The 11,642-nt window shown below is 64.2% G+C and carries 13 protein-coding genes and 1 pseudogene; 10 read left to right on the top strand and 4 right to left on the bottom strand.

Annotated elements, in window-relative coordinates; genetic code table 11:
* Nucleotides 1–11: 11 nt before the first annotated feature.
* Nucleotides 12–371 carry a DUF3564 domain-containing protein gene (locus tag AABE10_RS01940; RefSeq protein ID WP_087736615.1) on the bottom strand — a complete coding sequence of 120 codons (360 nt, stop codon included), beginning with the start codon at nt 369–371 and terminating at the stop codon, nt 12–14.
* A gap of 228 nt (nt 372–599) precedes the next feature.
* On the opposite strand from AABE10_RS01940, the gene AABE10_RS01935 reads away from it, so the two are divergent.
* The 3 genes from AABE10_RS01935 (at nt 600) to AABE10_RS01925 (ending at nt 3,235) form a co-directional block, all read left to right on the top strand.
* The gene (locus AABE10_RS01935; protein ID WP_090863836.1) at nt 600–1,022 is read left to right on the top strand and encodes a rubrerythrin family protein; all 423 of its coding nucleotides are present in this window, start codon (nt 600–602) and stop codon (nt 1,020–1,022) included.
* Between the two features lie 271 nt (nt 1,023–1,293).
* Nucleotides 1,294–2,631, top strand: coding sequence for a heterodisulfide reductase-related iron-sulfur binding cluster (locus AABE10_RS01930; RefSeq protein WP_342931607.1), 1,338 nt, complete (start codon nt 1,294–1,296; stop codon nt 2,629–2,631).
* 22 nt (nt 2,632–2,653) lie between these two features.
* Nucleotides 2,654–3,235, top strand: a complete 582-nt coding sequence (locus AABE10_RS01925; protein ID WP_342931606.1) for a DUF3501 family protein — start codon at nt 2,654–2,656, stop codon at nt 3,233–3,235.
* Here AABE10_RS01925 and AABE10_RS01920 read toward each other — a convergent pair.
* Nucleotides 3,232–3,696 carry a GNAT family N-acetyltransferase gene (locus tag AABE10_RS01920; protein WP_342931605.1) on the bottom strand — a complete coding sequence of 155 codons (465 nt, stop codon included), beginning with the start codon at nt 3,694–3,696 and terminating at the stop codon, nt 3,232–3,234. The genes AABE10_RS01925 and AABE10_RS01920 overlap by 4 nt on opposite strands.
* A gap of 99 nt (nt 3,697–3,795) precedes the next feature.
* On the opposite strand from AABE10_RS01920, the gene AABE10_RS01915 reads away from it, so the two are divergent.
* The 6 genes from AABE10_RS01915 to AABE10_RS01890 all read left to right on the top strand — a co-directional run bounded on the left by AABE10_RS01915 (nt 3,796) and on the right by AABE10_RS01890 (nt 9,042).
* Nucleotides 3,796–5,304: a PLP-dependent aminotransferase family protein gene (locus AABE10_RS01915; RefSeq protein ID WP_342931604.1), complete on the top strand. Its 1,509-nt coding sequence runs from the start codon at nt 3,796–3,798 to the stop codon at nt 5,302–5,304.
* Nucleotides 5,305–5,336: 32 nt separating this feature from the next.
* Complete coding sequence (locus AABE10_RS01910) at nt 5,337–5,657, top strand: metalloregulator ArsR/SmtB family transcription factor (protein WP_342931603.1); 321 nt, start codon at nt 5,337–5,339, stop codon at nt 5,655–5,657.
* A gap of 26 nt (nt 5,658–5,683) precedes the next feature.
* A complete protein-coding gene (locus AABE10_RS01905) occupies nt 5,684–6,220 on the top strand; it encodes an SRPBCC family protein (RefSeq protein ID WP_342931602.1) in 537 nt (178 codons plus the stop codon).
* Between the two features lie 65 nt (nt 6,221–6,285).
* Nucleotides 6,286–7,383, top strand: coding sequence for an alpha/beta fold hydrolase (locus AABE10_RS01900; RefSeq protein WP_342931601.1), 1,098 nt, complete (start codon nt 6,286–6,288; stop codon nt 7,381–7,383).
* A gap of 92 nt (nt 7,384–7,475) precedes the next feature.
* Complete coding sequence (locus AABE10_RS01895; protein WP_342931600.1) at nt 7,476–8,600, top strand: 3-deoxy-7-phosphoheptulonate synthase; 1,125 nt, start codon at nt 7,476–7,478, stop codon at nt 8,598–8,600.
* 118 nt (nt 8,601–8,718) lie between these two features.
* Nucleotides 8,719–9,042 carry a thioredoxin family protein gene (locus AABE10_RS01890; protein ID WP_342931599.1) on the top strand — a complete coding sequence of 108 codons (324 nt, stop codon included), beginning with the start codon at nt 8,719–8,721 and terminating at the stop codon, nt 9,040–9,042.
* 23 nt (nt 9,043–9,065) lie between these two features.
* Here AABE10_RS01890 and AABE10_RS01885 read toward each other — a convergent pair whose 3' ends face one another.
* Together AABE10_RS01885 and AABE10_RS01880 are read right to left on the bottom strand one after the other, a co-directional pair.
* Nucleotides 9,066–9,350: a hypothetical protein gene (locus tag AABE10_RS01885; RefSeq protein ID WP_342931598.1), complete on the bottom strand. Its 285-nt coding sequence runs from the start codon at nt 9,348–9,350 to the stop codon at nt 9,066–9,068.
* 126 nt (nt 9,351–9,476) lie between these two features.
* A pseudogene (locus AABE10_RS01880) lies at nt 9,477–10,460 on the bottom strand (glutathione S-transferase family protein).
* A 190-nt stretch (nt 10,461–10,650) separates the two neighbouring features.
* Between AABE10_RS01880 and AABE10_RS01875 the strand changes: the two are divergent.
* A complete protein-coding gene (locus tag AABE10_RS01875) occupies nt 10,651–11,565 on the top strand; it encodes a LysR family transcriptional regulator (RefSeq protein ID WP_342931597.1) in 915 nt (304 codons plus the stop codon).
* Nucleotides 11,566–11,642 lie beyond the last annotated feature (77 nt).

Raw genomic sequence — 11,642 nt, 5'->3', positions numbered from 1 at the left:
TCGGACTGGGCTCAGCGTCCGAACACGCTATGCTCGGCGTGAACAGGCAGGCGGTCGACGGCCTGTAGACGCCAGAAGCCATTCATCGGCGAACGCGTGCGGTCGGACGACCACGCCGCGCTGCCTTGCGCCGAACTGACCTGCTGCCGCCGGTCGACATGCAGGCCGTTCAACGTACATAAGGGTGCGTCCGCGCTGGGCGCGCAGAGCTTGGTGACGCCGTCTTCGTCATGAAGTTCGCCCCAAGGGGGCAGGTCGATCCCATCGTGTGCCTCTCTCGACCAGCGACGTTCGTCGGTGTCGAGCCATAGCACGGCGTAATCGTGATTGACGGTGGGGTCCGAACCGTTGATCAGTATGGTCAGCCGCATTAGACAGTCCCCCGGTGAAAAAGGTGATGCAGGTGATGCGTTTCTCAGTCTATGCCGGGCCGAACGTTATGCAAGACAAACAGCTATCGCGAAGATTGAAAAACCCAATTGGGAACGCATCGCTGAGCACCTAGATTAAATGAACGGCACAGGTGCGCGCGTCTGGCCGGTGGTCGACCATGAAAAGCACGCGCGCTCCCACAATACAGGCTTTGGATGGAGGCTCAGATGTCGCAACTCAAGGGTTCGAAAACTGAAGAGAATCTGAAGGCCGCATTTGCCGGCGAATCGCAGGCTAATCGCCGCTATCTGTACTTTGCAGCGAAGGCGGACGTCGAGGGACAGAACGACGTCGCCGCGCTATTCCGCTCGACAGCCGAAGGCGAAACAGGCCACGCGCATGGCCACCTCGAGTACCTCGAAGTCGTCGGCGATCCGGCAACGGGACTGCCGTTCGGCTCGTCGCGGCAGAACCTGCAATCGGCGATTGCAGGCGAAACGCACGAATACACCGACATGTATCCGGGCATGGCGAAGACCGCGCGCGAGGAAGGCTTCGACGAAATCGCGAACTGGTTCGAAACGCTCGCCAAGGCCGAGCGCAGTCACGCGAATCGCTATACGAAGGCACTGGACGCATTGGTCGACTGACGCCGCAGGCGCCGGCATCCGTGGCCGGCGCGCGCCATTGCGGTCCGTCTGCGTGCGAACGCCTCGCTGGCGGACGGCAGGCTGAACGTAATCGGCAGGATAGCGGGCGCGAAGCGCAACGCGAAACGGCGTAACAACACCGACGCAGGATGAAGCAAGAGAAAGCGAGACGATCGCGATCTTGCGCGTGCGGTTGCGCATCCATCTATTGCGCGCAGAAGAACGAACGCACAGATAACAACTGACAGATGCCCCATAGGAGACGCACGCGATGCCTCATAAGGAAGGCAGTCTCGAAGCGCCGATCCGTTATCCGCTCGACTGGCAATCGGATGCTTTCTACGATCAGGATGCGATCGATCAGGAACTGACGCGCGTGTTCGACATCTGCGCGGGATGCCGCCGTTGCGTGTCATTGTGCGGCGCGTTCCCGACACTGTTCGATCTCGTCGACGAAACGGACATGGGCGAAGCGCACGAAGTCGACAAGAAGAAATTTGGCGCCGTCGTCGACCAGTGCTATCTGTGCGACCTGTGCTACATGACGAAATGCCCGTATGTGCCGCCGCATAGCTGGAACGTCGATTTTCCGCATCTGATGCTGCGTGCGAAGGCGGCGAAATACAGGCGCGGCGAGGTCGAGTTGCGCGACAAGTTTCTGTCGAACACGGATGCGCTCGGCACGTTCGCGGGCATTCCCATCGTCACGCAGACGGTCAACGCGGTGAATCACACGGGCGCGGCGCGCGGGCTGATGGAAAAAGCGCTCGGCGTCGACAGGAAGGCGTGGCTGCCCGATTTCGCGTCGCGCAAATTTCGCAGCGCGGCGAGGAAGTCGCCACAGGCGCAGGTGAAGGACGGCGAGCGCACGCCCGGCAAGGTGGCGATCTACTCGACCTGCTATGTGAATTTCAACGAGCCCGGCATCGGTCACGATCTGCTTGCCGTGCTCGCGCATAACGACATTCCATACGAACTCGTATCGAGCGAAGCATGCTGTGGCATGCCCTTGCTCGAGCAGGGCAATCTCGCGGGCGTCGCGGAGAAGAAAGAGAAGAACATGCCCGTGCTCGCGCGTTATGCGCGCGAAGGCTACGCGATCATCGGCGCGATTCCGAGCTGCGTGCTGATGTACAAGCACGAACTGCCGCTGATGTTTCCCGACGATCCCGACGTGCGCGCCGTTAGCGAAGCGTTCTGGGACCCGTTCGAATACTTCGTGTCGCGTCATCGCGATGGGCTGCTCAAGACCGACTTCAACACGCCGCTCGGCAAAGTGTCGTATCACGTGCCGTGTCACGCGCGTGTGCAGAACATCGGACGCAAGACATCGGAGACTTTCGCGCTCGTGCCGGACACGCAGATGACGGTCGTCGAGCGCTGCTCGGGCCATGCGGGCACGTTCGGCGTGAAGAAGGAATTTCACGCGATGGCGATGAAGATCGGCACGCCCGTCTTCAAGGCGATGGCGCAGGCGCAGCCCGATTACATCTCGTCCGATTGCCAGCTTGCGGGCCATCACATCGAACAGGGCTTCGACGAAAACGGCTTGCCGAAGACGCAGCTCGCGCACCCGTTGACGCTGTTGCGCAAGGCGTACGGTCTTTGATCTTCAATCAGCGAGGATATCGATGAGCATCGCAAGGAACTCCCTGTTGTCGCTCGAAAACTATGCGAAGGCGCGCAGGACGATGCGCGACCAGATCATCGAGCACAAGAAGCTTCGCCTTGTCAGGCTGGGCAATCACGTGACGTTCCTGTTCGAAGACGAACTGACGATCCGCTATCAGATCCAGGAGATGCTGCACATCGAGAAGATCTTCGACGAGGACGGCATTCAGGGCGAACTCGAAGCGTATCTGCCGCTCGTGCCGAACGGCAGCAACTTCAAGGCGACGATGCAGATCGAGTATGAAAACGAAGTCGAGCGGCGCGCGGCGCTGGCCCGGCTGATCGGCATCGAAGATCGCGTGTTCATGAAGGTGGACGGCGAAGAGCCCGTCTATGCAATCGCCGATGAAGACCTCGAACGCGAGAACAACGAAAAGACTTCAGCCGTGCATTTCGTGCGCTTCGAGCTGACGCCGTCGATGAAGGCACGCCTTCGCGACGGCGCGGGCCTGCACATCGGTTGCGATCATCCGAACTATCCGGTGGACGTGCAGACTGTCCCCGACGAAGTGCGAGCGTCGCTCGTCAGCGATCTCGCCTAAAGCGGCTTGCGATAGACAACAAAGCCCGACAGTTCCGCGACCTTGTCATAGAGCTTCATCGCAGTGTGGTTCGTCTCGTGCGTGAGCCAGTACACGCGCTCTGCGCGCGCGGCCTTCGCGGCGGCGTAGACGGCTTCGATCAGCGCGCGCGCCACGCCTTTGCCGCGCTCCGATTCGAGCGTAAACAGGTCGTGCAGATAGCACGTCGGTCCCGCCATCAACGTGCTGCGGTGATACAGGTAATGCACGAGGCCGACCAGCGTGCCATCGTCGCGCTCGGCGACCATTGCGTGCATCGGTTCGAGTCCGTCGAAAAAGCGCGCCCACGTGAGCTGCGTGATTTCACGAGGCAACGCCGTTTCGTCGAAGCGTCCATAGAAGCGGTTATAGCCGTCCCACAACGGCAGCCATGCTTCGTAATCGGCGGGAACGACAGGGCGGATCTTCACGGCTTGCGTCACGGGCGGCGCTCCTTGTAACCGGCAGGTATCCTCGAAGCATAGGGTTTCTGTGGCACCATTGTTAGCTCCACGTCGAACGCAAAATCTGGAGCCACGCAATTGGACTACGGGCTGTTGATGTCGAGCTTCGCGAGCGAGGCGGCCGGGCGCAAGCTGACGCAGCAGATGCTGCTGTACGAAAGCCTGCGTCACGCAATCCTGAACGGCGACATCCGCCACGGTACCCAGCTCGTGCCGACGCGCGCGCTCGCCGAGCAGCTCGGCATCGCGCGCAACTCCGTGCTGTACGCCTACGAACGGCTTGCCGAAGAGGGCTTTATCGCCGCGAGCCGGCACGGGTCGATCGTCAGTTGTGTCGCGCTTCCCGGTGCCAAGGCGGAGGCGCACGACGCTTCGCCCGTCAGCCGGCTGTCGCGGCGCGTCGCCGCAATGCCGCCCGATCGCGGCAGCACGCGTGGCACGGGCGGCGCGACGGGCATGCATGCGCCGTTTCAGGCGGGCGTGCCCGCGCTGGACGCGTTTCCCGTCGCGCAATGGCGTGCATCGATGGAACGCGCGTGGCGCTCGGTCGATGCACGCGATCTCGGCTACGGCTATTACGCGGGGCATCCGTCGCTCAGGCGCGCCGTTGCCGAATATGTGCGCGTGTCCCGCAGCGTGCGCTGCACGGCCGATCAGGTGTTCATCACGTCGGGCACGCACACGAGTCTCGACCTGTGCGCGCGCATGCTCGCCGATGCCGGCGACATCGCGTGGCTCGAAAACCCCGGCTATCACGGCGCGCGAATCGCGTTTCAGTCGGCGGGCCTGAACGTCGTGCCGATTCCCGTCGACGCCGCCGGCATCGCGCCCAGCGACGAGCACTGGCAGCGCATGCCGCCGCGCCTCGTCTACATCACGCCATCGCATCAATATCCGCTCGGCAGCGTGCTGGGCCTGGAGCGGCGCTGGTCGATCATCGACAACGTCGTCGAGCGCGGCGCCTGGATCATCGAGGACGACTACGACAGCGAACTGCGCCACAGCGGGCCGCCGCTGCCGTCGGTGCAAGGTCTGCGGCCCGCGACGCCCGTCGTCTATCTCGGCACGTTCAGCAAGACGATGTTCCCGGCGCTGCGCATCGGCTTCATGATCGTGCCGGCCAATCTCGCACCGGAAATCGGCAGCGTGATCGGCGAGATGTCGCGCCAGGGGCGCATCGCCGATCAGATCGCGCTCGCGGACTTCATCGAAAGCGGCAAGTACGCGCGCCATCTGCGAAAGATGCGGCGCATCTACCAGCAGCGGCGCGAGGCGATGGTCAGCGCGATTCATCGGCACATGCGCGATCTCGTGACGGTCTCATCCGATGGCAGCGGCATGCATCTGACGATGCGCCTCGACGCGCCGTTGCGGGACCGCGACGTGAGCATCGCGTTGCGTGAGAAAGGCATCGCCGTGTCGCCGCTGAGCGCGTACTGCCATCAGGGCGAAGACGCCGCGCAATACAACGGCTTCATGCTCGGCTATGCGGGCGTGCATCCGGACAAGGCCGACAGGCTCGTCGCCGAGCTGGGCGCGGCGATCCGCGCGTTGACCCCGGCAAATGTTATTCAACCAAATGGTTGAATAACGCCGAGGCCGCGTCTATACTCGGGCTCATGAACGAGTCCGCACTCGACAGCGTGTTTCATGCACTGTCCGATCCCACCCGGCGCGCGATGCTCGCGCAGCTTGCCGCCGGCGAACGCAATATCGGCGAACTGGCTGCGCCGTTCGCGATGTCGTTCGCGGCCGCCTCGAAGCATGTGAAGGTGCTGGAAGGCGCAGGGCTGGTCCAGCGCCGCGTGGAAGGGCGCTCGCATATCTGCCGGATCGAACCGGCGCCGCTCGCCGCCGCCGATGCGTGGCTGCGTTTCTATGAACGCTTCTGGAGCGCCAGGCTCGACGTGCTCGAAGACCTTCTGCGCAATCCACCGTAAGCATCTTGTCGACAGGGGGACAAGCGATGAATCTGAACGAACCACTCGGCGCTTTCGATGGCACGCAGGTCGTGCGCTTCGAACGCCTGCTACCCGGACCGATCGAGCGCGTCTGGGCGTATCTGACCGAGTCCGACAAGCGCGGCCAGTGGCTTGCGTCCGGCGCGATGCCGGCGCAGGCCGGCGGCGACTTCGTGATGCGCTTCGATCACTCGCTGCTGGCCGCAACGCCGGAACTGCCGCCCGAACCGTATCGCCAGTACGCGGGCGGGCACGATTCGTATCACCGGCTGCTGCGCTTCGAGCCGCCTCATGTGCTCGCGTTCACGTGGGGCAGCGTCCAGGACAATCTCTCCGAAGTGACTTTCGAATTATCGGAGGCGGGCGATCAGGTGAAGCTCGTGCTCACGCACCGCAACCTGTCCGGCCGCACAGAGCAACTCGACGTCGGCTCGGGCTGGCACAGCCATCTCGACGTGCTGCGCGAGCGACTCAACGGCACCGCGCCCGCGTCGTTCTGGACGATGTTCGAGCAGATCAAGGCGCGTTACGACGCGCTCTGAGGCCCGAAGCGCCCGTCATCGTGTACGATCCGAACCCATCGCGTACACGTTGACGGAGACCAACTGTGTTTCGTTCGATCCTCGCCCGCATCACGCTGTCGGCCACGCTCGCACTCGCGCAGACAGTGCCGTCGGCCCATGCCGCCGATGCCGCCGCCAGCCCGGCGGACTCATTCGAACATGCCGCCGATTTCGTCGAGCATGATTTCCGCTTCTCTGACGGCACGGTCTTTCCCGAACTGCGCATCCATTACGTGACGCTCGGCACGCCGCAGCGCGACGCACATGGCGACGTGACGAACGCCGTGCTGCTGATGCACGGCACGACGGGCACGAGCAAGGCGTATCTCACGCCGCTGATGCGCAAGGAACTGTTCGCTGCCGACGAGCCTCTGGACACGCGCCGCTATTTCATCGTGATTCCCGATGGTCTCGGGCGCGGCGGCTCGACCAAGCCGAGCGACGGGCTGCGCACCAGGTTTCCGCGTTACGGCTATGGCGATGTGATCGAGGCGAATCACCGGCTGCTCGTCGACGGGTTGAAGGTGCGGCATCTGAAGCTGGTGCTCGGCACGTCGATGGGCGGCATGCAGACGTGGATGTGGGGCGAGCGCTATCCGGGCATGGCCGACGCGCTGATGCCGATCGCCAGCCAGCCGATCGCGATGGCGGGCCGCAACTGGTTATGGCGGCAGATGATCGTCGGCGCGATACGCAGCGATCCCGGCTGGCAGGACGGCTACTATACGACGCCGCCGACGCAATGGGCGCGCGCGATGCCCGTCTTCACGCTGATCACGGGCAACGCGGCGCGCATGCAGGCGGCCGCGCCGGATCGCGCGGCGTCGACGCGCATGACGGAATCGCTCGTCGAAGAGGCCGCGAAAAACGATCCGAACGATGTGCTGTACTGGTTCGAATCGTCGTGGGACTACGATCCCGAGCCGAATCTCGCGGCGATTCGCGGGCGTCTGTTCGCCGTCAATTTCGCCGACGACCTGATCAACGCCACCGATCTCGGCGTGATGCAACGGCTGATCGGCAAGGTGCCGCAGGGACGCTACGTCGAAATGCCTGAGACGGCGCAATCATACGGACATCAGACGCTCGCGCATCCTGAAGTGTGGAAGCCCTATCTGATCCAGTTGATGAACGGCGCGTGATCTCCATGCCGGTCCCGTGCGGGCGCGCGCGGACTGGGGCGCTGCGAGTGCGATAATCGACGTCGCCCCAAAATGCAGAGCCGGAGAATATTGTGAGCCGCATCGACAACCCCACACGTGACCAGGAAGCCGGCGTCGCCGATTCCACCCAGGACATCACGCGCATCGACGACACCCGCATCGGCGCGGTACGTCCGCTGATTTCGCCCGCGCTGCTGCTCGACGAATTGCCGTGCCCGCCCGGCGTGCAGACGCTCGTCGAACAGAGTCGCGTTGAAATCGCCGATGTGCTGCATGGCCGCGACGATCGACTCGTGGTCGTCGTGGGTCCGTGCTCGATCCACGACCACGATCAGGCGATGGAATACGCGCACAAGCTGAAAACGGCCGCCGATGCGCTGCGCGACGATCTACTGATCGTCATGCGTGTTTACTTCGAGAAGCCGCGCACGACGGTCGGCTGGAAGGGCTATATCAACGATCCGCGTCTGGACGGCAGCTTTCGCATCAACGAGGGGCTGCGCCGCGCGCGCGAACTGCTGATCGAAATCAGCGGGCTCGGCCTGCCGACGGGCACCGAGTTTCTCGACCTGCTGAGCCCGCAGTACATCGCGGATCTGATCGCATGGGGCGCGATCGGCGCGCGCACGACGGAGAGCCAGAGCCATCGGCAGCTTGCGTCGGGGCTGTCGTGCCCGATCGGCTTCAAGAACGGCACCGACGGCGGCGTGCAGATTGCCGCCGATGCGATCGTCGCCGCGCGCGCGAGCCACGCGTTCATGGGCATGACGAAGATGGGCATGGCCGCGATCTTCGAGACGCGCGGCAACGACGACGCGCACGTGATTCTGCGCGGCGGCAAAAAAGGGCCGAACTACGACGCGGCGGGTGTCGACGAAGCGTGCGTCGCGTTGCGCAAGGTCGGCTTGCGCGAACAGGTGATGGTCGACTGCTCGCACGCGAATTCCAACAAGTCGCACGAGCGCCAGATCGAAGTCGCGCAGGACCTCGCGAACCAGTTGTCGGGCGGCGAAAAGCGGATCATCGGCGTGATGATCGAGAGCCATCTCGAAGCCGGCCGTCAGGATCTGAAGCCGGGCGTGCGGCTTGCTCACGGCGTGTCGATCACCGATGCGTGCATCGGCTGGACACAGACCGAACCGGTGCTTCAGACGCTCGCGCAAGCGGTGCGCGCGCGGCGCTCGCGCGCGAGCTGACGCCGTCGGTCTGGTCAACGCCGTCAGCACGTCTGGTCGATAACGGGCAACATCGCATGTGGCGCGGCCTTTGCGCCATGCAAGGCTGCACGCCGGATCGTCCGGCGCATGGAGGCTTATGACTACCGCGAACCAATACTCGAAGACCGCGCCAAGCCGCGCGGATGTCGACGCCCTCGCGGGCGTGACCGTCGTCGAATTCGGCACCGACTGGTGCGGCTATTGCCAAGGCGCGCAGCCCGTGATCGCTGAGGCGTTTGGCCATCATCCGGGCACGCGCCATCTGAAGATCGAAGACGGACCGGGCCGCGCGCTTGGGCGCTCGTTCAAGGTCAAGCTCTGGCCGACGCTGGTCTTCATGCGCGATGGCGCCGAAGTGGCGCGCGTCGTGCGGCCGACGGACGCCCAAGAGATCGAGAACGCGTTCGCCGCCGTGGCCTGAGCCGAAAGGCAACAGGCAACGCGTCAGTTGTCAGGGGGATCGCCGAACAGGCTGTTGATGTCCTTCGATCCGTCCGACAGGTTGTATTCCTTCTGTACCGCCTTCAGCGCATCGTCGACGATGCGCTCGAAGCCGATCGCATTGCCGAAGTGCTTCATCGTCCAGTTGCAGCCGCTGGCATCGGGTTCCTGCGACTGCGGGTGCGGCACGCTGATCTTCACGCCGTCGTCGACGACTTCCGGCGCGCGATGAATGCGCCGGCTCACTTCGTCCTGAAGCTGGGAAGCAGTGCGTGTCTTGCGTGGCATGGGCATCTCCGTGCGGGTGCGACCGATACGCGGCCGATGCGCGGCCGACGGACGGCCACGCCTGCGGACAGTCTAGCGCAACGTACATCGCGCTTTTGCTTGCGGCCCGATGCGCCAGCTACCCGTTCACCCAAACCGCGCGCGGTCGTGCGGCGCATCGAAATCCTGCACGGGACCGAGCGGCACGATGCCCGTCGGATTCACGGAGCGATGGCTCTCGTAGTAATGCCGCTTGATGTGCTCGAAGTTCACCGTGTCCGCGACGCCCGGATGCTGATAGATGTCGCGCACGTACGCGGACAGATTCGGATAGTCAGTCGGCAATGCGCCGCAAGTTGCACTTGAAATGCCCGAAGTACACGGCATCGAAGCGGATCAGCGTCGGAACAGCCGGATGTCGGCTTCCGTCAGCCGGTTGCCCGTCAGAAAGCGCTGCGTCGACAGTTTCTGTTCGAGCCAGCCGAGCGTGTCGAAGAGCGGCACGACGGCGTCTTCATACGCGCGCTGCGTGGTCGCGAAGCCCGACTTGTATACGCCGTTATTGACCGTGTCGTAGACGCGCGCGTTGATCGCGTCGATCTCGGCGCGCAGCGGCGGCGGATAGAAGTCGCCTGGCTCTGCGCCGATCTCGTCGAACGCCGAATTCAGCATGCGGATGATCTCCGACGACTCGTTGCTCACGATCGTCCGCTGATGCTTGTCCCACAGGATGGGCACCGTCACGCGGCCCGTGTAATGGCGGTCGGCGGCGAGATAGACGTCGCGCAGATACGGCGCGTGGTTGATCGCGTCGGGCACGACGCCGGGGCCGTCGTCGAAGGCCCAGCCGTCGGCGAGCATCAGCCAGTGCACAACCGAGACGCTGATCATGTCCTCGAGGCCCTTCAGCGCACGCATGATCAGCGTGCGATGCGCCCACGGGCACGCGAGGCTCACGTACAGATGATAGCGGCCCGCTTCCGCCTCGAAGCCGTCACTGCCGCTCGGGCCCGCTTCGCCGTCGGGCGTGACCCAGTTGCGGAACACGGCGTCCGTGCGCACGAAGCGTCCGCCCGTCGACGACGTGTCGTACCACCTGTCCTGCCATTGGCCGTTGACTAACAGTCCCATGTCGCTGCTCCTTTCATCCTGTGCGTTCGATGCCTGCAACGGTTGCAGACGGCCTATCGGTCGTGTCGGGCATGTCAGGAAACGGGACGACCGCGTGCTTCGCCCTTTGCCCCTCGATCCTACGATTTTCGGCGCCCGCATGCGTTTTGCCGTACGATTTTCCCGATGAACTCATTCGACGGGATCGAACATGTTGACCGACGACGAGCTTGCGCTGCTCGAAGCGATCCGCGAAAGCGGCAGTCTGTCGCGCGCGGCGGCACGGCTCGGCAAGGCGCCGTCGACGGTGTCTCACGCGGCCCGTCAGCTCGAAACGCGCTTCGACGCTTTGCTGTTCGATCGTCGGCGCTACCGGCTGCAACTCACGCCCGCGGGCCAGTTGCTCGCCGAAGAAGCCGCGCGGCTGATGCAGGACGTGTCGCGGATGACGCAGCGCGTGCGGCAGATCGCGAGCGGCTGGGAGGACCGGCTGTGGATCGTCACCGACGAGCTGATGGAGTTCGAGACGCTGATGCCCGTCATCCGCGCGTTCGACGCGCTGCAATCGGGCGTCAGGTTGCGCGTGACGACGGAAGAGCTGAGCGGCACATGGGAGGCGCTGCGCGACGGCCGCGCGGACCTGATCGTCGGCGCGACCAACGAGCCGCCCGCGATTGCCGGCTTGCGCTGGTTCGAGCTGGGCGTCGTGGAATGGGTGTTCGCGGTGTCGCCGCGTCATCCGTTCGCGAGCATCAAGGAGCCGCTGCGGCGCGACCGGATCGCGAAGCAGCGCGCTGTCGTCGTGGCCGATTCGTCACGCGCGAGCGGGCGAGCATATGGGCTGCTCGGCGGACAGATGTCGCTCGCCGTGCCCAGCATGCGCGCGAAAATTCTCGCGCAGCGCGACGGGCTCGGGACGGGCTGGCTGCCGCGTCATCGCGTGGCGTCGCTGCTCAAGCGCGGCGAGCTCGTCGAAAAAGAAACTGCCGATCCGCGCGAGCCGAACGTGCTGTATGTCGCGTGGCGCGGCGACCAGGAAGGCCGCGCACTGCAGTGGTGGCTCGATCAGCTGCGCGAGCCGCGCCTCGCCAAACGTCTGGTGCAAGGCATCGACCAGTTTGCGTGAACCGCCTCGCCTCTTGAACCATCGAGGTACGCGCGAAACAAATGGAAATGCGACGCGGGCGTGACAGAAGCGCCGGG

The organism is Paraburkholderia diazotrophica, assembly GCF_038900755.1.
Lineage (GTDB): Bacteria > Pseudomonadota > Gammaproteobacteria > Burkholderiales > Burkholderiaceae > Paraburkholderia > Paraburkholderia diazotrophica_A.
The sequence above is the reverse complement of the archived record's forward strand: the minus strand, read 5'-3'. Positions and strand labels throughout refer to the sequence as shown.

What these genes read in the sequence shown, in the direction of transcription:
- AABE10_RS01940 (WP_087736615.1), bottom strand. Translation starts at nt 371, where the DNA reads ATGCGGCTGACCATACTGATCAACGGTTCGGACCCCACCGTCAATCAC.
- AABE10_RS01935 (WP_090863836.1), top strand. Translation starts at nt 600, where the DNA reads ATGTCGCAACTCAAGGGTTCGAAAACTGAAGAGAATCTGAAGGCCGCA.
- AABE10_RS01930 (WP_342931607.1), top strand. Translation starts at nt 1,294, where the DNA reads ATGCCTCATAAGGAAGGCAGTCTCGAAGCGCCGATCCGTTATCCGCTC.
- AABE10_RS01925 (WP_342931606.1), top strand. Translation starts at nt 2,654, where the DNA reads ATGAGCATCGCAAGGAACTCCCTGTTGTCGCTCGAAAACTATGCGAAG.
- AABE10_RS01910 (WP_342931603.1), top strand. Translation starts at nt 5,337, where the DNA reads ATGAACGAGTCCGCACTCGACAGCGTGTTTCATGCACTGTCCGATCCC.
- AABE10_RS01905 (WP_342931602.1), top strand. Translation starts at nt 5,684, where the DNA reads ATGAATCTGAACGAACCACTCGGCGCTTTCGATGGCACGCAGGTCGTG.
- AABE10_RS01890 (WP_342931599.1), top strand. Translation starts at nt 8,719, where the DNA reads ATGACTACCGCGAACCAATACTCGAAGACCGCGCCAAGCCGCGCGGAT.
- AABE10_RS01885 (WP_342931598.1), bottom strand. Translation starts at nt 9,350, where the DNA reads ATGCCACGCAAGACACGCACTGCTTCCCAGCTTCAGGACGAAGTGAGC.
- AABE10_RS01875 (WP_342931597.1), top strand. Translation starts at nt 10,651, where the DNA reads ATGTTGACCGACGACGAGCTTGCGCTGCTCGAAGCGATCCGCGAAAGC.